This window comes from Pseudomonas reactans (assembly GCF_013385825.1).
In the GTDB taxonomy this organism is placed as follows: Bacteria; Pseudomonadota; Gammaproteobacteria; order Pseudomonadales; family Pseudomonadaceae; genus Aquipseudomonas; species Aquipseudomonas reactans.
On sequence record NZ_JACAPG010000020.1, the window covers coordinates 380305 to 405939 of the forward strand.

The following is a 25635-nucleotide window of genomic DNA, read 5'->3' on the forward strand; positions in this document are numbered from 1 at the left end:
TGTTTCCCATCCCCGATATGGAAAACGGTACGGGTGTTGCAGGAAGAGCCTGGCACTCGCAATCAAATATAGAACGTGGAGACAACCCCCCATGCAAACCGACACAACTCGCGAGAACCCGCAAGGCTCCGTGCCGCAGGCCGCCGATTCGAACCTGGATCTGTCCGCCACTGCACCCGGCCAACTGCGTGTGATCAAGCGTAACGGCACTGTCGTTCCTTACACCGATGACAAAATCACCGTCGCCATCACCAAAGCGTTTCTTGCAGTTGAAGGCGGCACCGCTGCTGCCTCGTCGCGCATCCACGACACCGTTGCCCGCCTGACCGAACAAGTCACCGCGACCTTCAAGCGTCGCATGCCTTCGGGCGGCACCATCCACATCGAAGAAATCCAGGACCAGGTCGAACTGGCCCTGATGCGTGCCGGCGAGCAGAAAGTGGCTCGCGACTACGTGATCTACCGTGATGCCCGCTCCAAGGAGCGCGCTGTGCGTTCCCCGGCGGAAGAAGCCACCGTACAGGCTCACCCATCGATCCGCATCACCCTGGCCGACGGTACGTTTGCACCGCTGGACCTGGGCCGCCTGAACACCATCATCACCGAGGCCTGCGAAGGCCTGGAAGAAGTCGATGGTGACCTGATCCAGCGCGAAACTCTGAAGAACCTGTACGACGGCGTGGCCCTGACCGACGTCAACACCGCCCTGGTGATGACTGCCCGTACCCTGGTTGAACGTGAGCCGAACTACTCGTTCGTGACCGCGCGCCTGCTGATGGACACCCTGCGTGCCGAAGGCCTGGGCTTCCTGAAAGTCGCCGACAGCGCCACTCACCACGAAATGGCCGACCTGTACGCCAAGGCCCTGCCTGCCTACATCGCCAAGGGTATCGAATTCGAATTGCTGAACCCGGTCCTGGCCACCTTCGACCTGGAAAAACTCGGCAAGGCGATCAACCACGAGCGTGACCAGCAGTTCACCTACCTGGGCCTGCAAACCCTGTACGACCGTTACTTCATCCACAAGGACGGTATCCGCTTCGAGCTGCCGCAAGTGTTCTTCATGCGGGTGGCCATGGGCCTGGCAATCGAAGAGAAGCAGAAAGAAGACCGTGCCATCGAGTTCTACAACCTGCTGTCGTCCTTCGACTACATGTCGTCGACCCCGACCCTGTTCAACGCCGGCACCCTGCGTCCACAGCTGTCCAGCTGCTACCTGACCACCGTGCCGGATGACCTGTCGGGCATCTACCACGCGATCCACGACAATGCCATGTTGTCCAAATTCGCTGGCGGCCTGGGTAACGACTGGACCCCGGTGCGCGCACTGGGTTCGTACATCAAGGGCACCAACGGCAAGTCCCAGGGCGTTGTTCCGTTCCTGAAAGTGGTGAACGACACCGCTGTAGCCGTAAACCAGGGTGGCAAGCGCAAAGGCGCTGTCTGTGCCTACCTGGAAACCTGGCACATGGACATCGAAGAGTTCATCGAGCTGCGCAAGAACACCGGTGATGACCGTCGTCGTACCCACGACATGAACACCGCCAACTGGATCCCTGACCTGTTCATGAAGCGTGTCTTTGATGACGGCAAGTGGACCCTGTTCTCGCCCTCCGAAGTGCCGGACCTGCACGACCTGACCGGTAAAGCCTTCGAAGAGCGCTACGAGTACTACGAAGCCCTCACCGAGTACCCAGGCAAGGTCAAGCTGTTCAAGACCATCCAGGCCAAAGACCTGTGGCGCAAAATGCTGTCCATGCTGTTTGAAACCGGCCACCCATGGCTGACCTTCAAAGACCCGTGCAACCTGCGCAGCCCGCAGCAGCACGTGGGCGTGGTCCACAGCTCGAACCTGTGCACCGAGATCACCTTGAACACCAACAAGGACGAGATCGCCGTTTGCAACCTGGGCTCGATCAACCTGCCGAACCACATCGTCAACGGCAAGCTGGACACCGCCAAGCTGGAGCGTACCGTCAACACCGCAGTGCGCATGCTCGATAACGTGATCGACATCAACTACTACTCGGTGCCACAGGCGCAGAACTCCAACTTCAAGCACCGTCCGGTTGGCCTGGGCATCATGGGCTTCCAGGACGCGCTGTACCTGCAGCACATTCCTTACGGTTCGGACGCTGCGGTCGAGTTCGCCGACAAGTCCATGGAAGCGGTCAGCTACTATGCGATCCAGGCTTCCTGCGACCTGGCCGACGAACGCGGCGCCTACGAGACGTTCCAGGGTTCGCTGTGGTCCAAAGGCATCCTGCCGCTGGATTCGCAACAGATTCTGATCGAAGCCCGTGGCCAGAAGTACATCGACGTTGACCTGAACGAAACCCTGGACTGGGCGCCGGTACGTGCCCGCGTGCAGAAAGGTATTCGTAACTCCAACATCATGGCCATCGCACCGACCGCGACCATCGCCAACATCACGGGCGTATCGCAGTCGATCGAACCGACCTACCAGAACCTGTATGTGAAATCGAACCTGTCGGGCGAATTCACCGTGATCAACCCGTACCTGGTTCGCGACCTGAAAGCCCGCGGCCTGTGGGACTCGGTCATGATCAACGACCTGAAGTACTACGACGGTTCGGTGCAGCAGATCGAACGCATCCCGCAAGAACTCAAAGAGCTCTACGCGACAGCTTTCGAAGTGGATACCAAGTGGATCGTTGACGCCGCCAGCCGTCGTCAGAAGTGGATCGACCAGGCCCAGTCCCTGAACCTCTACATCGCCGGCGCTTCGGGCAAGAAGCTCGACGTGACCTACCGCATGGCGTGGTACCGTGGCCTGAAAACCACTTACTACCTCCGTGCCCTGGCCGCGACCAGCACCGAGAAGTCGACCATCAACACCGGTAAGCTGAACGCGGTTTCCAGCGGCGGCAACCACGGTGATGATTCGGTGCTTGCAGCGCCAGCCGGCCCGGCGCCAGTGCCAAAAGCCTGCGCGATCGATGAACCGGATTGCGAAGCTTGCCAATAAGCTGAGCCGGTAAGCGCCCAACAGCGCTTATCTGAAACCCCCGCCAAGCCCCCTGGGTTTGGCGGGGGTTTTCTTTTGCCCACGAATTGACACTGTAGTGAGCGGGCTTGCCCCGCTCACTACAAAGACCGTCAATCAATGCCCACAAAAAAGCCCCTCGTGTGAGGGGCTTCTTGTAGATCGCTACCGCATCAGGTCATCTGAATGATGGTCTGCATGATGGTGCTCTGGGTGGAGATGGTCTTGGCGTTCGCCTGGTAGTTGCTCTGGGCCTTGATCAGGTCCACCAACTCGTTGGTCAGGTTGACGTTGGAGTTCTCCAGGGAGTTGGCCACGATCGAGCCCAGGGTGCCGGCTTGCGGGGTGTCATAACCTGGCTGGCCCGAAGCGAAGGTCTCTCTCCAGGTGGTTCCGCCAGCCGGCTGCAGGCCTTGTTCGTTGTTGAAGCTGGCCAGGGAGATCTGGCCGATGGCCTTGCTCTGCTGGTTGCTGAACGTGGCGAACAAGACGCCGCTGCCGTCGATTTTCAGGCCGGTGATCTGGCCGGTGGCGTAGCCATCGGTGACCGGTGGGTTGCGATAAGTGGCCGAGTTGTACTGGGTGATGTTGGCCATGTTGACCGCGATCCCGGTTGGGTTCGCCGTCGCACCGTTTGCCTTCCACACGCCATTGGTCACGGTGCCAGGGACCCAACCGGTGATGGTCAAGGTCTTGTTGGACACGGCGCCCGTCACGACGCTGGTGAGTTTGCCGGCACCGTCAAAGGTCAAGGTGGATGGTACAGGCGCCTTCACGTCCGCACCGGTACCGAAAGGTGGCGAACCGTCAGGGTTGCGCCCGTCAATCAGGGTATAGGCGTTCCACTTGTTGCCGTCGGTTTTCACCAGGTACTGCACCATCGGGTGCGCGTTGCCCTGAGAGTCATACAGGGTGGTGCTGTACTGGGTGGTGAAGGTGCTGGTGTCGTTCGGGTTGAATGGCTTCGCGACCTGGTCGATCACCGGCTCCGAGGAGTTCAGGTTACTGGTCGAATCCACTTTGGTGGACGCCTTGGGCGGGAGGTTCGACAGGTTCAGTTGCAGGTCGGTCAGGCCACCCTTGATGATCTTGCCGTCTGCGTCCGCCGCATAACCTTGCAGGCGCGAGGTACCGGTGTTGTTGGTGATGTAGCCGTCTTTGTCGGCACGGAAGGCACCGCTACGGGTGTATTCCAACGAACCATCACTGCCCTTCTGCACGAAGAAACCGCCGCCCTGAATCGCCATATCCAGGATACCGCCACTGCCGTTCACGTCACCCTGGGTGAACTGCTGGGACACAGCCGCCAGGTTCACACCGTTGCCGATGCTGTTCTGGCCGGTGCCCAGCTTGGAGGCCGCGTAGATATCCGCGAATTCCGCACGGGACGACTTGAAGCCAGTGGTCGCGACGTTGGCGATGTTGTTGCCGGTCACGTCCAGTTGTTTGTTGGCCGCATAGAGGCCGCTAAGGCCGATGTTAAAAGACATGTTTCTCTCCCTCTGCCGTATTTAAGCCGGCTCTATGTACCGATAGTCTGAATTTGCGACAGCTTGACGCTGCCCATGCCGCCAGCCAGGTTCAACAGCATCTCGCCGCCGGTCTTGCTCAGGGTTACGCTCGTTACCGTTGCGGGCAGCGAAGTATTCAGGGCAACGGCGTCACCCTTGTCATTCTTGGTGGTGGCATTGAAGGTGTAGGTGCCCGCAGGAGCAACCTCGCCCTTGTCGTTCTTGCCATCCCAGATAAAGTTCTGGCTGCCGACAGCCTGGGCACCCATTTCGATGGTGCGCACCAGGTTGCCGTCTTTGTCGGTGATCTTGACGGTGACGTTGCCGGTCGCCGTCTTGACGTCCACCGAGCCGGTCATGCTCTTGCTGGTATCCACCATGGCCTTGTCGGTCTGGATGATGATCGAGCGACCGACCAGCGACGACGCCTGCAGCGCTTGCGACGAGCTGAAGTTGCTGGAGATCGCATTCACCGAGTCGTTCAGCGTGTTGATGCCTTCCAGGCTGCTGAACTGCGCCAACTGAGCTACGAACGCACCGTTGTCTTGCGGCGACAGCGGGTTCTGGTTTTTCAGCTGGGTGACCAGCAACTGCAGGAACGCATCCTTGCCCAGCGACTGCTTGCCTGTCGCCTTATTGGCAGCGTCATTGATGCTGCTGTTGTCCTGGGCATTCTTGACCTTGGAATTGAAAAGGTCCTGGACTGGCGTGTTCTTTGACGTATCAACGATGGCCATTATTTGGCGCCCCTTATCACTGACCCAGGGTCAGAACCTTTTGCATCATGGTTTTGGCGGTATTCATCATTTCCGCGTTGGTCTGGAACGAACGACTGGCAGAGATCATGTCGGCCATTTCTTCGACCACGTTGACGTTCGGGTAGTAGACATAGCCCTTTTCGTTCGCGGCGGGATGATTGGGTTCGTAGCGGGCTTCAAGGTTGCTCTGATCTTCGACCACGCCGAGCACCTGCACGCCGGAGCCTGCGGCACCCTGGTCCTGGAACAACGAATCGCTGCCGCCTGCCTGGCCGCCCTGGAACATGGTGGCGAACACCGGGTGACGTGCGCGGTAGGTCTGATCAATGCTCGAAGACACGGTCTCGGCGTTGGCGATGTTACTGGCGACGGTATTCAAACGCGTGGTCTGCGCGCTCATGCCACTGCCGGCAATATTGAAAACACTGGACAGGGACATGGCTTACTCTCCACGCAGGGCTGACATCAGCCCTTTGAATTTGCTGTTAAGCAGGGTAAAGCTGGCTTGGAAGTTCACCGAGTTCTCGGCGTAAGCCGATTGCTCCAGCTGTGCGTCGACAGTGTTCTGGTCGATCGACGGCTGCATCGGCGTGCGATACAGCAACGACTCGTCACCATTGCTCAGGCCTTGCGCTTCGATATGACGACTGTTGGTCATGTTCAACGCGAAGGTGCCGTTCTTGGTCTTGTCCTGCTGTGCGGCGAGCACGGCGGAAAAGTCCAGGTCCCGAGCCTTGTAGTTCGGGGTGTCGGCGTTGGCAATGTTGTTGGCCAGGACTTCGGCACGCTGGGCGCGGAAGCCCAGGGCTTGTTCGTGGATACCGAGCGCTTTATCGAAGCTGATGCTCATGGTGGAAACCTTTAAGGGCTGACCTGCTTTTCGTTAACTGGGTTATAGCAAGGTGTGTGCCAGTTTGTGGGAGGCCCGTATTTAAAGGGCTTGGGGACGGATTGCCGGGCGGCAATGCCAGAAAAGCGGCAACGGGTTTCCGCGTTGTGCCAGTAAAGCGGCAATCCGGGTTGCCGCTATTGAAAGGTTTGCCGCAAAAACAAATGTGGGAGGGGGCTTGCCCCCGATGGCGGTGTTTCAGTCAAAGATGCATCAACTGAACCACTGCTATCGGGGGCAAGCCCCCTCCCACATTTTTGACCGCGTAAGCCTTATTTGGCCTGGTAGATGATCCCCGGGCTGCACTGCACCATCTGATAGTGATCCGGCAGGCCGTTCAGCGCTTCCGAGGCACCGAGGAACAGGTAGCCGCCACGCTTGAGCGTGCCATGGATGCGCAGCAGGATGTCTTTCTTCACTTCGGCCGAGAAGTAGATCAGCACGTTGCGGCAGAACACCATGTCGAACTTGCCCAGGCTGGCGTAGCTGTCGAGCAGGTTGAACGAGCGGAATTCCACGCGACTCTTGATCGGCGCCTTGACCGCCCAACGCCCCGCCCCTTTCGGGTCGAAGTAACGTTGCAGGCGCTCCTGGGACAAACCACGACCCAAGGCCAGGCTGTCGTACTCGCCAGTCTTGCAGTTGGTGAGCATGGTGCCGGACAGGTCGGTGGCGACGATTTGCGCACCGGCCTTCAACTGGCCCATGTTGGTCCGCTCGAACTCATCGATGGACATCGAAATCGAGTACGGTTCCTGCCCCGAAGAGCAAGCGGCCGACCAGATGCGCAGGCGCTGGCCAGGGCTGGCCTTGATGGCCTCCGGCAACACTTTGCTCTTGAGCACTTCAAACGGGTAGGTGTCGCGAAACCACAGGGTTTCGTTGGTGGTCATGGCATCGACCACCATCTCCTTGAGCCCGCTGCGCGGCTGCCCCTGGATGCGCTGGACCAACTCGCCCAACGACTTGATGCCCTGCTGCTCCATCAGTTTGTTGAGACGGCTGGATACCAGGTACTGCTTGTTTTCACCGAGCAATATGCCACAGGCCTTTTCCAGGAAGACCCGGAACTGTTCGAAATCCAAATTACCCGTAGACAATGATACCGCCTCTTAAATCGTGTGACCGCCAGGGGAAATCCCCTAGCTGTTATCTGCTGCCTTGATCCGGTCGACTACCCGGGATGCCAGGTCATCAGGACGGAATTTGGCCAGGAAGTCATCGGCACCGACCTTCTTGACCATCGCCTGATTGAATACACCCGACAACGAAGTATGCAGGATGATATGCAATTTTTGCATGCGTGGATCGTTGCGTATCTCGGCCGTGAGGGTGTAGCCGTCCATTTCCGGCATCTCGATGTCTGAGATCATCATCAAGAATTCTTCTTCCGGCTTCTTGCCGTCGTCCACCAGCTTGCGCAGGTAATCCAGCGCCTGGCGACCATCGTTTAGGGCCACCACTTCCACGCCGACCGTCTGCAGGCAACGGGTCACCTGTTTGCGCGCTACCGAGGAATCGTCCACGGTCAGCACACGCAGGGAAACGGCCTTGTGCGCAGTTTCGGCGTCCACCACCCCCACGGAAATCGATTCAGAGGTGGGGGCCACTTCGGCGAGGATCTTCTCCACGTCGATGATTTCCACCAACTGATTATCCACCCGCGTCACCGCCGTGAGGTAGTGATCACGACCGGTGCCCTTGGGCGGCGGATGGATCTCTTCCCAGTTCATGTTGACGATGCGCTCCACCGAGCGCACCAGGAAACCCTGGGTCTTGGTGTTGTACTCAGTAATGATGACGAACGGGTTCTCGCGGTCCTGTAAACCCGCCGAACCGGTGGCCAGGGCCAAGTCAAGAATCGGGATCGTCGCACCACGGATGTTGGCGACGCCACACACCACCGGGCTGGACTTGGGCATGATCGTCAGCTTGGGGCATTGCAGCACTTCCCGCACTTTGAACACGTTGATGCCATACAACTGCTTGCCATCCAGGCGAAAAAGCAACAACTCCAGGCGATTCTGCCCTACCAGCTGCGTGCGCTGGTTTACTGAATCCATTACTCCTGCCATGCCTTGACTCCCACGCTAAAACCTTTGGCCATACCTATAAGGGCAGTGACGCGCACCCAATGCTAAACGGCACGGCCTTTGCTATTTATTGGTCATGGATATTAAAACGACAGTTTCCCGACGCCCCATCCTGACACGGTTTCGCAGATCGCTCTGCGCACCGCTGGTGTTGCTTGCCCTGGGCCTGGGCGCCACGGCCCGCGCAGACAACGTCACCTTGCCTGATCTACTTATCGGCGTCACCCAAGGCTTTCTTGAGTTCACTGTAGAAGATTATCTGGCGACCACCCAGACGCCGGGGCGCTATGAAATCCAGGTCAACCAATTGGACCCGCGCTTACGCATGCCCATGTGCGACAAGGAATTGACAGCCACCCTGGAAAGCCCCGCCCAGCCTATCGGCCGTGTGACGGTCAAGGTCCGCTGCGATGGCGCCTCGCCCTGGACCGTGTTCGTGCCGGCCCAGGTCAAGCTCTTCCGTGATGTGGTAGTGGTTGCGCGCCCGCTCAAACGTACCGGGATCATCGGTTTCGAGGACGTGGTCCTACGCGAACGCGACATCAGCATGATTAGCCAGGGCTACCTGACCTCCCTCGACCAAGCCGTCGGACAGAAGTTGACCCGACCAGTGGTCACGGACCAAGTCATCACCCTGGTGCATCTGGAGCAAGCCGAAGTGATTCGCAAGGGCGACCAAGTGGTGATTTCCGCCAGCAGCGGTGCGCTGCAGGTGAAAATGCCGGGGGAAGCGCTGTCCAATGGCGGCATGAGCGAACAGATACGCGTGAAGAACCTTAATTCCAACCGGGTGATCAAGGCGCGAGTCACCGCACCGGGTCAGGTAGAGGTAGCTCTATAGATTACTGGTATCAGGCGCCTGCTTTTCCTACACTGTCGGCTGGATGCCGGCCTGTAGGTTTTATTGTCAATCGAGCCTAAAGTTTATCCGGGTATGGCCGAAAACATGGCAAGCGTCCAAATACCCAGAGGTTTTTTGATCATGGTCATCGATTTCAGTCGTTTAAATAACACCCCGACCCCGTCGGCCCCTACGCGAGCCACTGGCACCAAAGACAGCGTAGAAGCCAAGGCCCAGCCACTGCCCGCCAAGGCAGAACAGGCCAGCGTCAGCCAGAGCGGGGAATCCGTACACCTGAGCAACGAGGCTCAACAGTTGCAGAAGGTCACTGACTCGCTGCGCGATCAACCGGTGGTCAATAAAGCCCGTGTGGCCGAATTGAAACAGGCAATCGCCGATGGCAGCTATAAAGTCGACAGCAACCGTGTAGCCAGCAAGCTGCTTAATTTCGAAGCCGAGCGCTAGGCAAAGGCCTGCGCAGGGCTTTTGGACGCTTAAACCCCAAGGCCAGCCATGCATCACGACGAAAATCTGCTTCAACTGATCATTGATGATCTAGCCCCGACCCAACAGCTGCTTGAGCTGCTTCGGGAAGAAACCCTGGCCCTCTTCGGTCGGGACATGCTCCTGCTCGAAGAAATTCTGGCGCGCAAGCAGTCGCTGATTATCCTGCTGGAACAGCACGGCAAAAAACGCAGCGAGATCCTCATCAGCCTGGGCCTGCCAGCGGACCATGATGGCCTGGCACAATTGGCCAGCCACTCCACGGTCGGCGATCAGTTACTGGCGCAGAGCAAGGAGCTCAATCAATTGCTCAGCCAGTGCCAGGAAACCAACCTGCTCAACGGTCAGTCAATCCAGCTTCAGCAAGCCACGACCGCCAACCAGTTGCGTATACTTCACGGCGGAGAGCCTCCGGCGCTTTACAACGCCCAAGGTTCCACCTCGCGCCTGGTCAAGCCAAGCACCCGCAGCCAAGCCTGACGCCGGTTTACAGCGCGACCTATCCAAGGCGCGCCACATACTGGCAGAATGCCTGCTCTTGCGTGTAGTCGTATTTTGTCTGGAGATGGAAGAACCGTGTTCAACGCCCTTAATGCGGAAGATGCCCCGCAGCCACCCAAGGTCCTCACCACGCCTCTGGAAATCGCCAGTACCTTGCGGATGCTGCAAGACAGCCATGACCCGCTGATCATCACCTTCCATGAGCGCAGCCAGCGCTTCCAGAGCTACCTGGTGGACGTCAATCGCGACAGCGGCACCCTGGCCCTGGATGAAATGATCCCCCGCGACGGCGAACGCTACCTGGAAAACGGCGAGCCCTTCCGCATCGAAGGCTTCCACGAAGGCGTACGCGTTGCCTGGGAAAGCAACGGCAGCCTGAGCATCAGCGAAAAGGACGGCCACCGCATCTACACCGGCAGCCTGCCCGACGAAGTGGTCTACCATCAGCGCCGCAATGCCTTCCGCGCCGCCTTGAAGCTAGCCCAACTGGTCAACATCGAGCTGGGTGGCGAGAAGCTCAAGGCGCCTATCAGCGGCAAGCTGCTGGATATTTCCGCCACCGGCTGCAAACTGCGTTTTGAAGGGGATATCTCCGAGCGCTTGCAACTGGGCCAGGTCTACGACCGCTTTATCGCTGCCCTGCCCTTTGGCAGCATGACCACCTCCGTCGAACTGCGCTACTTGCACTTCGAAGAGAAGATCAACACCACCTTCGCCGGCGTGCGCTTTCATAACATGAGTGGCTTGGTGCAGCGCCAGGTCGAGCGCTTTGTGTACCAGTTGCAACGCGAAGCACGACGCTTCGACAAAGACGACGATTTTTAAAGCTTAAAGATCGCGGCAAGAAAAACGGGCAGATCCTGATGGAATCTGCCCGTTTTGCATTCAGGGGCGCGCCCTGCTCAAGTCGTGAGGGTGCTCGTCCGGCCCAGCGGGCGCAGGCGGCCCTACAAAGGGCGGTTCGTCCGCTTCGGGGCTCAACGCCGCTTCCGGCTCAGGTTCAGGGGCGGCGGTTTGCATTTGTTCCTGAACCACGGCCTCGTCTACCCGCGGATCGAGACAAGCCACCAGCGGCGAACTGGACATGCTGTCGGGCATTGCCACGTGGTGCAACGGTGCATCATCCACCTGATGCAGGTTGGTCACCGCTTTCGGTCGGATGCGCCACACCAGGATCAACGCACACAGGCTGAAAAACGCATACAGCATGTGGCTGCCGAACAGCTTCATCACCACACCGGCGAGCAACGGCCCGACACTGGCGCCGACGCCGTAGGTCACCAACAGCATGGCCGTCAGCGACACGCGTCGATCGCCTTCCACATGGTCGTTGGAGAACGCCACCGCCAGCGGATACAGACAGAACTGCACCAGGGAGCAGACAAAGCCTGCCACGAACAGCACTTCCAGCGGCACCTTGGTCAGTATCGCCAGCGGCAACGCCGCCACGGCCAGGCACAGGGCAAAGCAGCGGATCAGCAGCGCGCGATCATAGCGGTCCGACAGCCAGCCCAATGGCCACTGCACCACCAGCCCGGCAAAAATGCAGCTACCCATGAACAGGCCCACTTGCTCGGTGGTCAAGCCCTGCTGAGAGGCATACAACGGCGCCAGACCGTAGAACGAGCCGACGATCAGCCCCGCGCCAAGCACGGTACTCAGGGACTGCGGCACGCGTTTTATAAAGAAGCGCGGCTCCATCGGGGCAGGATGCAGAGGCGCCGGGTGAATGCGCCGCGTCATGGCCACCGGCACCAGGCACAGCGCAAAACACAGCGCGACCAGCATCAGCAACTCAAGACCCAATTGAGGGTGCATGACCAGAATCAGTTGGCCGAGCACCAGGCCCAGGTAAGACGCAATCATATAGCCGCTGAACACCACGCCACGCTGCTTGGCATCGGCCTGCTCATTGAGCCAGCTCTCGATGACCATGTACTGGCACATCATGCCCAGGCCGACGATCATCCGCAGCACGATCCACGCCGGCAGCCAATCGATCAGCCCGTGGCCCAACACCGCCGCGCCGACGATCCCGGCGCAGGTCGCATAGGCGCGAATATGCCCGACCCGGGCAATCAGGCGATGCCCGATCTTGCCACCCAGCACCAGGCCAAAATAGTTGGCCGCCATCAACGCGCCGACCCACAGGCTGTCGACATGATCGGCCGCCAGGCGCAGGGCCAGGTAAGTACTGAGCAGGCCGGAGCCGATCAGCATCATCAAGGAGGCGAAATAAAGGGCTCGAAAAGATTTCCAGATCTGGCGCATCGGCGTTCCGAGCGGCTCCTTGCGGTGAGAGACAGGGCTATCGGCATGATAGTCCGGGGTGGCCGGGTCCGGACAGGCGGTATGCGCTGTTTCCGGGGATTATTTTGCTTAAAGGCTCAGACGCTGTCCGGCTGCGCGCGGGATACACGAATCGCTATAAATACACGATGCCAGGGCTGTGAACCCATAACCCCGGCAAGGTTCGACCCATCTTCGGAAAACGCCCACAAAAAAGCCCCGCCAGACGGATCTGTGCGGGGCTTTGGATCTGGTGTCCCAGGGCCGGTTCGAACGGCCAACCTTCCCCTTAGGAGGGGGATGCTCTATCCAATTGAGCTACTGGGACAAATGACAGCCACTGCGCTAAAGGCGCGGCGACAGACGGCGTGCATGTTAACGGCCGAGGTGGGTTTTGTCATGTCGTCCGTGGGCTTTTTGAGTGTAGGCCGGTACTGACCTTATTTATCCTGCCTTGCCCCCACAAACACGGGCCCGTGAGGCCATCGTGCAAAATGCACTCTCCCAAAACGCCATCATTGCAAATTGCAACCTTCCAGCCATTTAAAATAGACTCAACCCGTTGATTTAATTGAACTAATAGGTTGGCATGACACCTGCAATACTTCTCCTACAAACCCAATAAGCCACGGCGTTAAGCGGAGAACATAACCATGAACAGTGCCCTTCTGTTAGCCCTCAACACCGTAGCCTTGGCTGCACTGCTGATGTTTCATTTTCAATCGACCGGCAGCAACGACCCCGCCCAAATCAGCCAGGCCGTGCCACATCACTTGCAACAACGCCCACAACTGGCGGTGATGACCCCAAACGCGCAATCGCCGGTACGCGTGGCCCAAGAGGCTCAGTCCACACCTGCTTCTGAACACTGGGTTTTCTGAGGACATTCTGATGAACAAATTTGCCTGGCTGTTTTTGTGCCTGACCGCATTGGCTGCAGTTCTGGGCATAAGCACCGAATCCTATGACGGCCAGACCACTGCATTTGTTAGCAGCGGCGTGTTCGCCTGTCTATTGCTGCTCACGTTGATCGTCGGTCGACGCATCAAATTCGACCCCATCCTGCGCTAATCTCCTTTCCCTACCTTATGTCGCCTCCCCCTCGCTAATCGGCAAATTGCCACTAGTCTTAAACTTAAGGGCAAAAGGCCACTTTGCTATAGGATGTGCGGCCTCAAACCCTGTGGTGGCCTGGACTGACGGGAAGTTCCATCGCGGATTTACGCGTTGAAAAGTTTTCCAACCAGTCCGCAAAAATGCAAATGAGTGCTGGCATAAAGCCTTTAGGCAGTTCAATATTTGTCACAGAATTGACGCCAAGGAAATGTCAAATCTGAGGCATGATGCGGCCTCTTTGCAATTCAGGTTGAACTTTGGTCGTGAGCCTTGTCTTAACACTCATCTTGCGGCCAATTCCAAAAACCGCTCCCCTGAACTAACCGGTTAAATATATGCGCCCATTGAAACAGGCAATTTATTCCAGCCGTACGGCTGACAAGTTCGTCGTACGTCTGCCAGACGGAATGCGGGAACGCATTGCCGAGGTGGCTCGCAATCATCACCGCAGCATGAACTCCGAAATCATCGCGCGCCTGGAACAAAGCCTCATTCAGGAAGGTGCGCTGGGCGACGAGTTGAGCATGCGCCTGGACAGCCCCGAGCTGTCGCTGCACGAACGCGAACTGCTGCAGCGTTTTCGTCAGCTCTCCCATCGTCAGCAAAATGCTCTCGTCTCGCTTATCGCGCACGACGTTGAGGCGGCCGCAGAAGCCAATTGATCTGCAACTGAAAGCCGAAGCCAGCCATGTGCTGGCTTTTTTTTGCATGGGATTTTTTGTAGGAGCAGGCTTGCCGGCGATCCGAGCGATGCGGTCTATCAGTTAAACCGAGGGGATGCGATCGCTGGCAAGCCAGCTCCTACAGAGGGAGCCGGCGCGCCATGCAAGATCAGAGCAGGAAGATCGTTGCCAAGCCCAGAAAGATGAAAAAGCCACCACTGTCGGTCATGGCCGTGATCATCACGCTGGCACCCATTGCCGGGTCGCGCCCAAGGCGGGCCAGAGTCATCGGGATCAATACCCCCATCAGTGCCGCCAGCAGCAGGTTAAGGGTCATGGCGGCGGTCATCACCACGCCGAGCGACCAACTGCCATACAGCAAGTAGGCCACCACACCGATCACCCCACCCCACACCAAGCCATTGATAAGGCCTACCGCCAACTCTTTGCGCAGCAGGCGCGACGAGTTCGCTGTACTCACCTGATCCAGCGCCATGGCGCGCACGATCATGGTAATCGTCTGGTTACCCGAGTTACCGCCGATCCCGGCCACGATCGGCATCAGTGCGGCGAGCGCCACCAACTTCTCGATCGACCCTTCGAACAACCCAATCACACGCGACGCGATAAAAGCGGTGATCAGGTTAATGGCCAGCCACGCCCAACGGTTATGCAGTGAACGCCAAACCGATGCAAAAATATCTTCCTCTTCACGCAAACCTGCCATGTTGAGGACTTCGGTCTCACTCTCTTCACGAATCAGGTCGACCATTTCATCGATGGTCAAACGACCGATCAACTTGCCGTTCTTGTCGACCACCGGCGCCGAGATCAAGTCATAACGTTCAAACGCCTGGGCAGCCTCGTAGGCGTCTTCATCCGGGTGAAAGCTCACCGGATCACTGGCCATGACGTCGGCCACTTTTTTCTCAGGGTCGTTGACCAGCAGGCGCTTGATCGGCAGCACGCCCTTGAGAATGCCCTCGTAATCGACCACAAACAGTTTGTCGGTATGGCCCGGCAACTCTTTGAGACGACGCAGGTAACGCAAGACCACTTCCAAACTGACGTCTTCGCGGATGGTGACCATCTCGAAGTCCATCAGGGCGCCGACCTGATCCTCGTCGTAGGACAGCGCGGAGCGCACACGCTCACGCTGCTGGCCGTCGAGGGCCTCCATCAGCTCATGGACAACATCACGGGGCAGTTCGGGGGCCAGGTCGGCCAGTTCGTCGGCGTCCATCTCCTTGGCCGCGGCCAAGAGCTCATGATCGTCCATGTCGGCGATCAGGGTTTCTCGGACCGAGTCGGACACTTCGAGCAGGATGTCGCCGTCGCGGTCAGCCTTGACCAACTGCCAGAGAGTCAGTCGATCATCCAGCGGCAAGGCTTCGAGAATGTAGGCGACGTCAGCGGAGTGAAGGTCGTCGAGCTTGCGTTGCAGCTCAACGAGGTTTTGCCGGTGAACCAGGTTTTCGACCAGGTTGTTGTTCGGGCCATCCTGGCGATGCGTAAGGTCTTCGACCACGCGTTGGCGCTGCAGCAGCTCGATGACTTGAGCCAGGCGATCCTGCAGGCTTTCTTGTGTTTTCTTTACTTCTACTTCGGTCATAGGCGAACTCCACTCCCAGCAGCGGGGCACGCCGGAAGGATCAATCAGTCAATTCATGATTGGTAAAACGGGGTACTGAGCAACTACTGGGTAAGTCCATGGAGGTATTCCACAAGCCCCGGCGGGGCTGACGGGCGCAATGATACACCGCCCGGCCACTTTAAACGTCAAAAAACTGGGAAGAACAAGCGCTTGCGAGCCAAAGCTGAGTATTGGCTGCATCTATGAACTGCGACGACGCAGTGGAGAAGGAAAACACATGGAGGCGAGAGAAAAAGAAAAAATCCTACACAAACCCCAGACGGCAAAAAGCCCGCACTAGGCGGGCTTTTTGTTTGTATGGTGCACTCGACAGGATTCGAACCTGTGACCGCTCGGTTCGTAGCCGAGTACTCTATCCAGCTGAGCTACGAGTGCAGATTGTGTTTTTAGACCAGATCACAACTGGTTGTAACCGAATCACCTGCATTGCTGCAACTGACTCTTAAATGGTGCACTCGACAGGATTCGAACCTGTGACCGCTCGGTTCGTAGCCGAGTACTCTATCCAGCTGAGCTACGAGTGCATTTGTTGCCGCGCATTATAGGCCGTTCAATCTCTATGTAAAGCTATTTTTTCGTTAATTTTCAACAACTTAGCGAAAAAACCAGATTGCAACGTACTAAGCAAATAATGGCGGAGAACGGGGGATTCGAACCCCCGACACCCTTTTGAGGTGTACTCCCTTAGCAGGGGAGCGCCTTCGGCCACTCGGCCAGCTCTCCGCAACACGGGGCGTATATTAACCACGTTCATCCCCGTTTGCAAACATAAAAAACGATAAAAATTAAAGGCTTGGTTCTTCGTCCTTCTCTTTCTTGATCCGCAGGTAGATTTCCTCGCGGTGTACCGCCACCTCTTTCGGAGCGTTAACCCCGATACGCACTTGATTGCCTTTGACGCCGAGCACGGTCACGGTGATTTCGCCATCACCGATAATCAGGCTTTCTGCGCAACGACGAGTCAGAATCAGCATACCTTTCTCCTCACGCATTTCAGTTCAGGAACAACAGTCTGCAAAAAAAAGGCCTTCGACCTACAACCCAAAGGCCATAGCCCTACCCGCCTAAGTATTGTCGAGCGCACGCAAAAGAACATGCGCCCTACAAAAAAAGGAAAGGCGCGGTAAACCGCGCCTTCCTGGCACTTCGTCACTCGCCCTGTCGGGCCGGAGCGTCCAGCTCAAAAGCGGTATGCAGCGCGCGTACAGCCAGTTCCAGGTACTTCTCTTCGATCACCACCGAGACCTTGATTTCCGAGGTGGAGATCATCTGGATGTTGATGCTTTCCTTGGCCAGGGCCTCGAACATGCGGCTGGCAACGCCCGCATGAGAGCGCATGCCCACACCTACGATCGACACCTTGGCGATCTTGGTATCACCGACCACTTCACGGGCGCCAATCTCGCTCGCGGTGTTCTGCAGGATCTTCTCCGCCGCATCGTACTCGTTGCGGTGCACGGTGAAGGTGAAATCGGTGGTGTTATCGTGCGAAACGTTCTGCACGATCATGTCGACTTCAATGTTCGCGCCGCTGATAGGGCCCAGGATCTTGAACGCCACCCCCGGGGTATCCGGCACGCCACGGATAGTCAGCTTGGCTTCATCACGGTTGAAAGCGATACCGGAAATGATCGGCTGTTCCATGGATTCCTCTTCATCAATAGTAATGAGGGTGCCCGGACCCTCTTTGAAGCTGTGCAATACGCGCAGCGGAACGTTGTACTTGCCGGCGAATTCCACCGCACGGATCTGCAACACCTTGGAACCGAGGCTGGCCATTTCCAGCATCTCTTCAAAGGTGATCTTGTCCAGGCGCTGGGCCACGGACACCACACGCGGGTCAGTGGTGTAGACGCCGTCCACATCGGTGTAGATCTGGCATTCATCGGCCTTCAGCGCAGCTGCCAGCGCCACGCCAGTGGTGTCCGAACCGCCACGCCCGAGGGTAGTGATGTTGCCCTGCTCGTCCACACCCTGGAAGCCTGCTACAACTACCACGCGACCGGCCTTCAGATCCGTACGGATTTTCTGATCGTCGATCTGCAGAATGCGCGCCTTGGTATGCGCGCTGTCGGTGAGGATGCGCACCTGACTGCCAGTGTAGGACACCGCCGGCACACCGCGCTTGTTCAGCGCCATGGCCAGCAAGGCGATGGTCACCTGCTCACCGGTGGACACGATCACATCCAGCTCACGCGGGAGCGGCTGTTGATCACCACTGATTGCCTTGGCCAGATCGATCAGGCGATTGGTCTCGCCGCTCATGGCCGACAGCACCACCACCAGGTCGTCGCCGGCATCGCGGAATTTCTTAACCTTGTCGGCCACCTGCTCGATTCTTTCGACAGAGCCGACCGAGGTGCCTCCAAATTTCTGTACGATCAAAGCCATTTCTAAGCCGCCTCAGCCCGTAAAGGGGCGCCTAATATCCAATCAACCAGCACCGAACAGGCCCGTGACTAGACCACGGGCCGGTTAACAGTGCCTTAAATACCTGCCTCGACAAACGGCACGGTCAGGGCCAGGGCCGCGTCCAGGGCGCCGGCGTCTACACCACCGCCTTGCGCCATGTCCGGACGACCACCGCCCTTCCCACCCACTGCCGCGGCGGCTTGCTTCATCAAATCACCGGCCTTGAGTTGGCCAGTCAGGTCTTTGGTTACACCGGCAACCAGAACGACCTTATCCTCATGGACACCGCCGAGCAGGATCACTGCGCGGCCGAGCTTGTTCTTCAACTGATCGACCAAGGCCAACAGCGCCTTGCCGTCCTGACCGTCCAGGCGTGCGGCCAGGACTTTCACGTCCTTGACGTCCACCGCAGAAGCCGACAGATCGTCGCCTGCCGCGCTGGCCGCCTTGGCTTGCAACTGCTCCAGCTGTTTCTCCAGTGCGCGGTTGCGCTCCAGCACAGCGGACAGTTTGTCGATCAGGTTGTCGCGGCTGCCCTTGACCAGGCTGGCCGCTTCCTTGAGTTGTTCTTCAGCCGCATTCAGGTAGGCCAGGGCCGCAGCGCCGGTCACCGCCTCGATACGACGCACACCGGACGCCACGCCACCTTCGCTGATGATCTTCAGCAGGGCGATGTCGCCGGTTCGGTTGGCGTGGATACCGCCACACAGCTCCACCGAGAAGTCGCCGCCCATGCTCAGTACGCGCACGCTGTCGCCGTACTTCTCGCCGAACAGCGCCATGGCGCCCTTGGCTTTTGCAGTCTCGATATCGGTTTCTTCAGTTTCGACGGCAGTGTTCTTGCGAATCTCGGCGTTGACGATGTCTTCCAGGGCCTTGATCTGCTCCGGCTTGATCGCTTCAAAATGGCTGAAGTCGAAACGCAGGCGCTGGCTGTCGACCAACGAACCCTTCTGCTGAACGTGCTCGCCCAGTACCTGACGCAGGGCTGCATGCAGCAAGTGCGTGGCCGAGTGGTTCAGCGAGGTGGCGTGGCGCACATCGGCGTCTACCTGGGCATCCACCGGCGAACCGACGGTGAGGCTGCCCGAGGCCAACACACCGTGGTGCAGGAACGCACCGCCGGTCTTGGTGGTGTCGCGTACATCAAAACGACCGGACGCGGCTTTCAGGAAACCGCAGTCGCCGATCTGGCCACCGGATTCGGCGTAGAACGGCGTCTGGTCCAGGACCACCACACCGTCGTCACCTTCATTCAATACGTCAACCGACTGGCCGTCCTTATAGAGGGCAACCACTTTGGCCGCACCGCTGGTGGCCTTGTAGCCGGTGAACTCGGTGGCCACGTCAACCTTGACCAGGCTGTTGTAGTCCATGCCGAACGAGCTGGCCGAACGTGCGCGCACGCGCTGGGCTTCCATCTCGCGCTCGAAACCTTCCTCGTCGAGGGTCAGGTTGCGCTCACGGGCGATGTCGCCGGTCAGGTCCATCGGGAAACCGTAGGTGTCGTAGAGTTTGAACACCACGTCGCCCGGCACCACGGTGCCTTGCAGGTTGGCGAGGTCTTGTTCGAGAATTTTCAGGCCCTGTTCCAGGGTCTTGGCAAACTGCTCTTCCTCAGCCTTCAGCACGCGCTCGATGTGCGCCTGATTCTGCTTGAGCTCCGGGAAGGCTTCGCCCATCTCGGCCACCAGCGCCGCAACGATCTGGTAGAAGAAGCTGCCGTTGGCGCCCAGCTTGTTACCGTGGCGGCAAGCACGACGGATGATGCGACGCAGCACATAGCCACGGCCTTCGTTGGACGGCAACACGCCGTCGGCAATCAGGAAGCCGCAGGAACGGATATGGTCAGCCACCACTTTCAGCGAAGCCTGGTCTTCATTGGTGCAACCAATGGCCTTGGCTGCTGCGGCCAGCAGGCTTTGGAACAGGTCGATCTCGTAGTTGGAATGCACGTGCTGCATCACCGCACTGATCCGCTCCAGGCCCATGCCGGTGTCTACCGACGGCGCTGGCAACGGATGCAACACGCCATCGGCGGTGCGGTTGAACTGCATGAACACGTTGTTCCAGATCTCGATGTAACGGTCGCCGTCTTCTTCTGGCGAGCCCGGTGGGCCACCCCAGATGTCGGCGCCGTGGTCGTAGAAGATCTCGGTGCAAGGACCGCATGGGCCGGTGTCGCCCATGGTCCAGAAGTTGTCGGACGCGTACGGTGCGCCTTTGTTGTCACCGATGCGCACCATGCGCTCGGCCGGCACGCCGACTTCTTTGGTCCAGATGTCGTAGGCTTCGTCATCGCTGGCGTAGACGGTGACCCAGAGTTTTTCCTTCGGCAGCTTCAGCACGCCAGTGAGGAAGGTCCAGGCGAAGTTGATCGCGTCTTGCTTGAAATAATCGCCAAAGCTGAAGTTGCCGAGCATTTCGAAAAAGGTGTGGTGACGGGCGGTGTAGCCGACGTTTTCCAGGTCGTTGTGCTTGCCACCGGCGCGCACGCACTTCTGGCTGCTGACGGCGCGGGTGTACGCGCGTTTTTCCTGGCCCAGGAAGCAGTCCTTGAACTGGTTCATCCCCGCGTTGGTGAACAGCAGGGTTGGGTCATTGCCTGGGATCAAGGAGCTGGAGGCGACACGGGTGTGACCTTGCTCTTCGAAGAAGCGAAGGAAGGCTTCACGGATTTCTGCGCTTTTCATTAGGTTCTTCCACGGAGGCTGCGGCCAAAGGCCAGTGCGCAACATCATCAGACGGAGCGACGGCAAAGGGCCGCATTATATCGGCCCTTTGCCGGTGGTACAGCGTGTTTATACGATTGAAACGTTCAATTAGACGGTCTGCACTGTCATTTCCGCGAAAATTCGACGAATGTCTGCACAACCTGCTCGATCTGCGCCCGGCTGACATCCAAATGCGTGACCATGCGCAGGCGCGGGGCGGCGCTCAACGTGATCCCGCGTTCGGCGGCAAACGCCTTCAAGGCCTGGGCCTGGTCACCGATCTGCACGTAGACCATGTTGGTCTGCACAGACTCCACCTCATAACCGGCCTGGCGCAACGCATCGCCCAGCCATTGGGCGTTGGCGTGGTCGTCAGCCAGGCGCTGCACCTGGTGATCCAGGGCATACAGCCCCGCCGCCGCCAACGAGCCGGCCTGGCGCATGCCACCGCCGACCATTTTGCGCAGGCGCCGGGCCTTGGCGATCAACGCCGTGGAGCCGCACAACACTGAGCCAATCGGCGCGCCAAGGCCTTTGGACAGGCACACCGACACCGAATCGAAATGCTGGGCAATCTCGCGTGCATCCACACCCAGCTTGACCGCTGCGTTGTAGAGCCGCGCGCCATCCAGATGCAGGGCCAGGTCATGCTCACGGGTGAACGCCCGGGCCTTTGCCAGGTAATCCAGTGGCAATACCTTGCCTTGCATGGTGTTTTCCAGCGCCAGCAAGCGGGTGCGGGCGAAGTGGAAGTCGTCGGGCTTGATCGCCGCCAACACCTGATCCAGGTCCAGCGAGCCATCTGCCTGCACTTCCAGCGGTTGCGGCTGGATCGAACCCAGCACCGCCGCGCCACCGCCTTCGTATTTGTAGGTATGGGCCTGCTGGCCGACGATGTATTCCTCGCCGCGTTCACAGTGGGCCATCAACGCCAACAGGTTGCTCATGGTGCCGGTCGGCACGAACAAAGCGGCGGCAAAACCCAGGCGCTTGGCCAGTTCGGCTTCCAGGCGATTGACGCTGGGGTCCTCGCCATACACATCATCGCCGCTGACGGCAGCGGCCATCGCGTCCCGCATGCCGGGGGTGGGTTGGGTCACGGTGTCGCTGCGCAGGTCGATCACAGACATGAAACAAGCCTCTCAAGGTTTACGTAAGTTCCTTTTGTGAGTGATTACTGCGGGCAACGCCACGGAATATCAAGCCCCCAATGCATTCAATCGAATACCAACCAAACAAACCGATATAGCTTATCGATACAGCGGTCGTGCAGTTTTCGAAAAAGCGTGTTAAAAACTCTCCGCCGCCAGGGTTCTGGTGGCAACGTTCTCAGGGCGGGGTGCAATTCCCCACCGGCGGTAATTACACGCAATGTGTATAGCCCGCGAGCGCTTGGCGCCTCGAACTGCTCACGCAGGACGGCGACAAGGTCAGCAGACCCGGTGTGATCCCGGGGCCGACGGTCATAGTCCGGATGAAGAGAGAACGGGATTGGCACCTAAGGGCCGCGCACGAATTGTGCTTGCGCACCCTTAAATCCCATTCGATTCATAACGCCCTGTTTTTTTCTTAAACAGGAGTCAGAACATGCAACCCACCGCAATCGACAGCAAAAGCAAAAACCACCACGGCGAGCGCGTCGCGTTTATCCAGGCCTGCTGGCACAAGGATATTGTCGACCAGTCCCGCAAAGGCTTCCTCGCCGAAATGATCGCCCAGGGCTACCAGGAATCGGACATCGATTTCTTCGAAGTCGGCGGCGCCTTTGAAATGCCCCTGCACGCCAAGCTGCTGGCCAAGACTGGCCGTTACGCCGGTATCGTCGCCGCCGCGCTGGTGGTGGACGGTGGCATCTACCGCCACGAATTCGTCGCCCAGTCGGTGGTCAGCGGCCTGATGCAGGTACAGCTGGAAACCGAAGTGCCGGTGTTCTCGGTGTCCCTGACTCCGCATCACTTCCACGCGGGCAGCGAGCACACCACGTTCTTCTATGAGCACTTTGTGCACAAGGGCCAGGAAGCCGCGCGCACTTGCGCCGACACCTTGCACAAGGTTCGCGCGATCTACCAAAGCGAACTGCAAAAACGTGTCAGCTGAGTACAAAACGGGCTGACTAAATGAGTAAAGCCCCCCTCGGCTGGATCGACGATGTAATGGCGTTGGCGCTCACTTCTGGAGCGCCTCCACCATTAACGGAGTCACCATGCCCACACTTCCCCCGCTTAACAATGAATGGCTGATTGAAGGCCACATCACCGCACCCGTCGCACGCACGGGCAGCCTTACAAGAGGCCCGCAACACCTCCAGCAACTGAATTCCATTACGCTGCACGAAAGTGATCTCGTGACCGTCGAACGAGAGGTGGCAGATGCGTTTCACGACTACCTGGTCTTTACCACCACCGACAGAGCTGACCGAATCTACGTCGACGCACGCCCTCAAAGTGATGCCCTGAGTGTCACGATCAACACCGAACGCTTCATCGTTGTACTTGCCGGGCTGAACCAGTTCGTCGTCTTCCGTACCCTCGGCGGCAACGACATGATTCATATTGCGGATGAAGTGACACGCCCAATATTGGTCGATGCCGGTGAGGGTGATGACGATATCCGCAGCGGTGGCGGCTACTCACGCATTTTCGCAGGCCCAGGCAATGACGCCATCCTGACCCGGCGTGGTGCCAGCTATATCGAAGCTGGCGAAGGTGCCGATCAGGTGATCGCGCTCGGCGATGGCGACATGACCGTCTATGCCGGTCCAGGCAATGACAGAGTCGTGGCCGGGCGCGGGATGGCGTTTATCAATGGAGGCGGTGACGATGACCATCTGACAGGCGCAAGCGCTCAAACCATTTTGGTCGGCGGCCCAGGCAATGACGCCCTGCAAGCGGGCAGCGGCCCCACGGTGCTGTATACCGGAGACGGGCTCGATGTGGCGACGCAGCTCAAGCCCGATGACAAAGTCTTCGCAAACCCTGGCAGTGGAATTTCGGCGGCAGGCCATTTCATTGCGCATGGCCTGACATCAGCAGACACGCTGCCAGCGTGTGCTCCCTCACGAACCCAGGTAACCGACGTTTCCCCGATATCGCTGGACCACACTGGCGTACGCGTCATAGGCAGCCCTCAATTCCAGCAACGGGTTAACGACGACTTACAACAGTTGGCCGGCTCCCCCAACGGGAAAAAAATGTTTGAAGCGCTGTATGCGGCCGAGCTGCGCAGCGGCACCCCGATCAACATTTATGAACTGCAGGATGAAACCAACGGCATGTTTGCGCCCAGCAACCCTCCAATGCCCCCTTCTACCACGCAAGGAGATATGGCGGGGACGCCCGTATATGGAGGTGCTGTGTATTACAACCCCTCGTATATCGGTAATCGGATGAGCAATGTACCGCTGTTCTATCACGAGCTGTGCCATGCGTATAACGCCGTCACTGGCAGCCGTCTGCCAGGGGAAAGCGAGGACGGTGAAGACGGCAATAAACCCCGCCCGATGATCGCCAATATCGAACTGCAGGCGGTGGGTCTACCGACCCAGGCGATGCCTTTCGATTTTGATCACGACCCATCGACCCCACCCACCAACACCAACCCTGCGGAATTTACCGAGAACGGGATCCGCGAGGAACTGGGTATGCCGCTGCGCAAACAGTATTCATCACCCCCTATTTGAGTGCGGCTGCGTCTTGCGAGACAGGCACAATCAAAATTCCCGCCCGCAAGCCATTCTTCACTTTCGGGTTAGGGAAAATAATGCGCGCACCCTCTTCCTCGATCACCCAACGGGTCTTGGCCACGTCCTCGGCCAACAGATACCCCTGTGCCAACGGCGAGAAGTTCTCGACGTCCGCCGGCAAGTGCATCAAGAAGGCATCACTGTGCTTGATGACTTCACGGGACACAGCAAACAACTGCAGGCCATCCAGGCTCTTGGTTTCCGGCTCGGTGCCTTCGATGATCTGTTTCAGCCGAGTCTCCAGGCGCGACACGTCCACACCCTGGTTCTGCCCAAACGGCCGTGCCTTGCCCAACTCCAGGGTGAAGGCTTCGGCCCCCAACTGCTCGTAGGTAAACGCGGTGAAGGTGATCGAGGTCTTGTTCTGCAACAGCACCGCTTCCATACCGGCAGCACGCAACCGTGCCAGTTCATGGCGCGAATGCTGGCGATCTTCCTTCCACGGATACAGCGCAAACTGCTCGATCTTCGAGCCACGAATGGCAGTATGCAGGTCGTAATGCAGGCGCGAACGGCCCGGCAGGCTGAAGAAGCTGCGGGCCAGTTGCTCAAGCTCGGCGGCGCGCATGGCCTCCGGGCCGATATTTTTTTCGTGACGGCCATTGAACAGCCGGTTGACGTCCAGTTCCAGGTAACGCTCGCCGCGGCGCATGGCCTCGGGGTTGCCGAACAGGAACAGAATACGGGTACGGGGTTTGATTTCCCCTCGGGCAATGCCATGCAACAGGCGGTCGAGCAGTTCGATCGGCGCGGTTTCGTTGCCATGGATGCCGGACGACAGCAGCAGGTCGCCGCCGTTGTCCTTCGCTTCAGGTGGGCGCACTTCAAGCGCGCCCTCGCTGAGCCAGCGCATCTGCACGCCGTCGACAGTCAGTTGAATTTTTTGCGCCGGTTCGCGACCGGCGAGGGTCAGTTCAAGCAGTTTGCCGAGGGCGAGCATAC

23 protein-coding genes, 4 tRNA genes and 1 riboswitch are annotated in these 25635 nt (G+C 58.6%); of the genes, 10 read left to right on the top strand and 17 right to left on the bottom strand.

The annotated features are described in order from the left end of the window. The first annotated feature begins 91 nt into the window (after window positions 1–91). Complete coding sequence (locus HX868_RS24450; protein ID WP_095017308.1) at window positions 92–2989, top strand: ribonucleoside-diphosphate reductase subunit alpha; 2898 nt, start codon at window positions 92–94, stop codon at window positions 2987–2989. A 191-nt stretch (window positions 2990–3180) separates the two neighbouring features. On the opposite strand, the gene flgE is transcribed toward HX868_RS24450, so the two are convergent. From flgE to HX868_RS24480, 6 genes are all read right to left on the bottom strand, one after another. Continuing rightward, complete coding sequence (gene flgE, locus HX868_RS24455) at window positions 3181–4497, bottom strand: flagellar hook protein FlgE (RefSeq protein WP_177004651.1); 1317 nt, start codon at window positions 4495–4497, stop codon at window positions 3181–3183. Window positions 4498–4529: 32 nt separating this feature from the next. After that, window positions 4530–5255 carry a flagellar hook assembly protein FlgD gene (gene flgD, locus HX868_RS24460; protein WP_016979772.1) on the bottom strand — a complete coding sequence of 242 codons (726 nt, stop codon included), beginning with the start codon at window positions 5253–5255 and terminating at the stop codon, window positions 4530–4532. Window positions 5256–5271: 16 nt separating this feature from the next. Next, window positions 5272–5715 (bottom strand): flagellar basal body rod protein FlgC, encoded by a 444-nt coding sequence (flgC, locus tag HX868_RS24465; RefSeq protein ID WP_010208347.1) that lies wholly within the window; start codon window positions 5713–5715, stop codon window positions 5272–5274. Between the two features lie 3 nt (window positions 5716–5718). Then, a complete protein-coding gene (flgB, locus tag HX868_RS24470; RefSeq protein WP_010208346.1) occupies window positions 5719–6126 on the bottom strand; it encodes a flagellar basal body rod protein FlgB in 408 nt (135 codons plus the stop codon). Window positions 6127–6437: 311 nt separating this feature from the next. Continuing rightward, window positions 6438–7265 (bottom strand): protein-glutamate O-methyltransferase CheR, encoded by an 828-nt coding sequence (gene cheR / locus HX868_RS24475; RefSeq protein ID WP_016979774.1) that lies wholly within the window; start codon window positions 7263–7265, stop codon window positions 6438–6440. Window positions 7266–7307: 42 nt separating this feature from the next. Continuing rightward, entirely contained in the window at window positions 7308–8240 is a 933-nt protein-coding gene (locus tag HX868_RS24480; protein WP_016979776.1) for a chemotaxis protein CheV, read from the bottom strand. A 94-nt stretch (window positions 8241–8334) separates the two neighbouring features. On the opposite strand from HX868_RS24480, the gene flgA reads away from it, so the two are divergent. The 4 genes from flgA to HX868_RS24500 all read left to right on the top strand — a co-directional run bounded on the left by flgA (window position 8335) and on the right by HX868_RS24500 (window position 10929). Further along, window positions 8335–9099, top strand: coding sequence for a flagellar basal body P-ring formation chaperone FlgA (gene flgA / locus HX868_RS24485; RefSeq protein ID WP_177004652.1), 765 nt, complete (start codon window positions 8335–8337; stop codon window positions 9097–9099). A 141-nt stretch (window positions 9100–9240) separates the two neighbouring features. Then, entirely contained in the window at window positions 9241–9564 is a 324-nt protein-coding gene (flgM, locus tag HX868_RS24490; protein ID WP_016979779.1) for a flagellar biosynthesis anti-sigma factor FlgM, read from the top strand. A 48-nt stretch (window positions 9565–9612) separates the two neighbouring features. Continuing rightward, window positions 9613–10083, top strand: coding sequence for a flagella synthesis protein FlgN (locus HX868_RS24495; protein ID WP_177004653.1), 471 nt, complete (start codon window positions 9613–9615; stop codon window positions 10081–10083). Between the two features lie 96 nt (window positions 10084–10179). Beyond that, window positions 10180–10929 carry a flagellar regulator YcgR PilZN domain-containing protein gene (locus HX868_RS24500; RefSeq protein ID WP_177004654.1) on the top strand — a complete coding sequence of 250 codons (750 nt, stop codon included), beginning with the start codon at window positions 10180–10182 and terminating at the stop codon, window positions 10927–10929. A 60-nt stretch (window positions 10930–10989) separates the two neighbouring features. On the opposite strand, the gene HX868_RS24505 is transcribed toward HX868_RS24500, so the two are convergent. Continuing rightward, entirely contained in the window at window positions 10990–12375 is a 1386-nt protein-coding gene (locus HX868_RS24505; RefSeq protein WP_095017314.1) for an MFS transporter, read from the bottom strand. 269 nt (window positions 12376–12644) lie between these two features. Beyond that, a tRNA-Arg gene (locus HX868_RS24510) sits at window positions 12645–12721 on the bottom strand. 325 nt (window positions 12722–13046) lie between these two features. Between HX868_RS24510 and HX868_RS24515 the strand changes: the two genes are divergently transcribed. From HX868_RS24515 to HX868_RS24525, 3 genes are all read left to right on the top strand, one after another. After that, on the top strand, window positions 13047–13274 hold the full coding sequence (locus tag HX868_RS24515; RefSeq protein ID WP_177004655.1) for a hypothetical protein: 228 nt from the start codon (window positions 13047–13049) through the stop codon (window positions 13272–13274). Window positions 13275–13284: 10 nt separating this feature from the next. Next, window positions 13285–13464, top strand: coding sequence for a PA3371 family protein (locus tag HX868_RS24520; protein WP_177004656.1), 180 nt, complete (start codon window positions 13285–13287; stop codon window positions 13462–13464). A gap of 380 nt (window positions 13465–13844) precedes the next feature. Further along, window positions 13845–14171, top strand: a complete 327-nt coding sequence (locus HX868_RS24525; protein WP_003175643.1) for an Arc family DNA-binding protein — start codon at window positions 13845–13847, stop codon at window positions 14169–14171. Window positions 14172–14340: 169 nt separating this feature from the next. Here the strand turns inward: HX868_RS24525 and mgtE are convergent, their stop codons facing one another. From mgtE to ltaE, 8 genes are all read right to left on the bottom strand, one after another. Next, window positions 14341–15783 carry a magnesium transporter gene (mgtE, locus tag HX868_RS24530; RefSeq protein WP_016979786.1) on the bottom strand — a complete coding sequence of 481 codons (1443 nt, stop codon included), beginning with the start codon at window positions 15781–15783 and terminating at the stop codon, window positions 14341–14343. Between the two features lie 340 nt (window positions 15784–16123). Continuing rightward, window positions 16124–16200 (bottom strand) — tRNA-Arg (locus HX868_RS24535). Between the two features lie 72 nt (window positions 16201–16272). Then, window positions 16273–16349 (bottom strand) — tRNA-Arg (locus HX868_RS24540). Between the two features lie 108 nt (window positions 16350–16457). Further along, window positions 16458–16548, bottom strand: a tRNA-Ser gene (locus tag HX868_RS24545). A gap of 62 nt (window positions 16549–16610) precedes the next feature. Beyond that, the gene (gene csrA / locus HX868_RS24550; RefSeq protein ID WP_003175645.1) at window positions 16611–16799 is read right to left on the bottom strand and encodes a carbon storage regulator CsrA; all 189 of its coding nucleotides are present in this window, start codon (window positions 16797–16799) and stop codon (window positions 16611–16613) included. Window positions 16800–16974: 175 nt separating this feature from the next. Continuing rightward, window positions 16975–18216 carry an aspartate kinase gene (locus HX868_RS24555; protein ID WP_177004657.1) on the bottom strand — a complete coding sequence of 414 codons (1242 nt, stop codon included), beginning with the start codon at window positions 18214–18216 and terminating at the stop codon, window positions 16975–16977. A 95-nt stretch (window positions 18217–18311) separates the two neighbouring features. Then, complete coding sequence (alaS, locus tag HX868_RS24560) at window positions 18312–20930, bottom strand: alanine--tRNA ligase (RefSeq protein WP_177004658.1); 2619 nt, start codon at window positions 20928–20930, stop codon at window positions 18312–18314. A 146-nt stretch (window positions 20931–21076) separates the two neighbouring features. Continuing rightward, window positions 21077–22081, bottom strand: a complete 1005-nt coding sequence (gene ltaE / locus HX868_RS24565; RefSeq protein ID WP_177004659.1) for a low-specificity L-threonine aldolase — start codon at window positions 22079–22081, stop codon at window positions 21077–21079. A 191-nt stretch (window positions 22082–22272) separates the two neighbouring features. Further along, window positions 22273–22442, top strand: a riboswitch (FMN riboswitch). A 96-nt stretch (window positions 22443–22538) separates the two neighbouring features. Here ltaE and HX868_RS24570 point away from each other — a divergent pair. Both HX868_RS24570 and HX868_RS24575 read left to right on the top strand, forming a co-directional pair. Continuing rightward, window positions 22539–23048, top strand: a complete 510-nt coding sequence (locus tag HX868_RS24570; protein ID WP_177004660.1) for a 6,7-dimethyl-8-ribityllumazine synthase — start codon at window positions 22539–22541, stop codon at window positions 23046–23048. Between the two features lie 106 nt (window positions 23049–23154). Beyond that, window positions 23155–24630, top strand: coding sequence for a M91 family zinc metallopeptidase (locus HX868_RS24575; protein WP_177004661.1), 1476 nt, complete (start codon window positions 23155–23157; stop codon window positions 24628–24630). On the opposite strand, the gene astE is transcribed toward HX868_RS24575, so the two are convergent. Beyond that, window positions 24623–25633 (bottom strand): succinylglutamate desuccinylase, encoded by a 1011-nt coding sequence (gene astE, locus HX868_RS24580; RefSeq protein ID WP_177004662.1) that lies wholly within the window; start codon window positions 25631–25633, stop codon window positions 24623–24625. The genes HX868_RS24575 and astE overlap by 8 nt on opposite strands. Window positions 25634–25635: the final 2 nt, after the last annotated feature.

Excerpts from the sequence above, each read along its gene's own strand:
- ltaE (WP_177004659.1), bottom strand. The coding sequence starts at position 22,081 with ATGTCTGTGATCGACCTGCGCAGCGACACCGTGACCCAACCCACCCCC.
- flgD (WP_016979772.1), bottom strand. The coding sequence starts at position 5,255 with ATGGCCATCGTTGATACGTCAAAGAACACGCCAGTCCAGGACCTTTTC.
- mgtE (WP_016979786.1), bottom strand. The coding sequence starts at position 15,783 with ATGACCGAAGTAGAAGTAAAGAAAACACAAGAAAGCCTGCAGGATCGC.
- flgB (WP_010208346.1), bottom strand. The coding sequence starts at position 6,126 with ATGAGCATCAGCTTCGATAAAGCGCTCGGTATCCACGAACAAGCCCTG.
- flgA (WP_177004652.1), top strand. The coding sequence starts at position 8,335 with ATGGATATTAAAACGACAGTTTCCCGACGCCCCATCCTGACACGGTTT.
- HX868_RS24575 (WP_177004661.1), top strand. The coding sequence starts at position 23,155 with ATGCCCACACTTCCCCCGCTTAACAATGAATGGCTGATTGAAGGCCAC.
- HX868_RS24570 (WP_177004660.1), top strand. The coding sequence starts at position 22,539 with ATGCAACCCACCGCAATCGACAGCAAAAGCAAAAACCACCACGGCGAG.
- HX868_RS24525 (WP_003175643.1), top strand. The coding sequence starts at position 13,845 with ATGCGCCCATTGAAACAGGCAATTTATTCCAGCCGTACGGCTGACAAG.
- HX868_RS24505 (WP_095017314.1), bottom strand. The coding sequence starts at position 12,375 with ATGCGCCAGATCTGGAAATCTTTTCGAGCCCTTTATTTCGCCTCCTTG.
- HX868_RS24555 (WP_177004657.1), bottom strand. The coding sequence starts at position 18,216 with ATGGCTTTGATCGTACAGAAATTTGGAGGCACCTCGGTCGGCTCTGTC.
- HX868_RS24495 (WP_177004653.1), top strand. The coding sequence starts at position 9,613 with ATGCATCACGACGAAAATCTGCTTCAACTGATCATTGATGATCTAGCC.
- HX868_RS24480 (WP_016979776.1), bottom strand. The coding sequence starts at position 8,240 with ATGGCAGGAGTAATGGATTCAGTAAACCAGCGCACGCAGCTGGTAGGG.
- astE (WP_177004662.1), bottom strand. The coding sequence starts at position 25,633 with ATGCTCGCCCTCGGCAAACTGCTTGAACTGACCCTCGCCGGTCGCGAA.
- flgM (WP_016979779.1), top strand. The coding sequence starts at position 9,241 with ATGGTCATCGATTTCAGTCGTTTAAATAACACCCCGACCCCGTCGGCC.
- HX868_RS24515 (WP_177004655.1), top strand. The coding sequence starts at position 13,047 with ATGAACAGTGCCCTTCTGTTAGCCCTCAACACCGTAGCCTTGGCTGCA.
- csrA (WP_003175645.1), bottom strand. The coding sequence starts at position 16,799 with ATGCTGATTCTGACTCGTCGTTGCGCAGAAAGCCTGATTATCGGTGAT.
- HX868_RS24450 (WP_095017308.1), top strand. The coding sequence starts at position 92 with ATGCAAACCGACACAACTCGCGAGAACCCGCAAGGCTCCGTGCCGCAG.
- HX868_RS24520 (WP_177004656.1), top strand. The coding sequence starts at position 13,285 with ATGAACAAATTTGCCTGGCTGTTTTTGTGCCTGACCGCATTGGCTGCA.
- flgC (WP_010208347.1), bottom strand. The coding sequence starts at position 5,715 with ATGTCCCTGTCCAGTGTTTTCAATATTGCCGGCAGTGGCATGAGCGCG.
- flgE (WP_177004651.1), bottom strand. The coding sequence starts at position 4,497 with ATGTCTTTTAACATCGGCCTTAGCGGCCTCTATGCGGCCAACAAACAA.
- alaS (WP_177004658.1), bottom strand. The coding sequence starts at position 20,930 with ATGAAAAGCGCAGAAATCCGTGAAGCCTTCCTTCGCTTCTTCGAAGAG.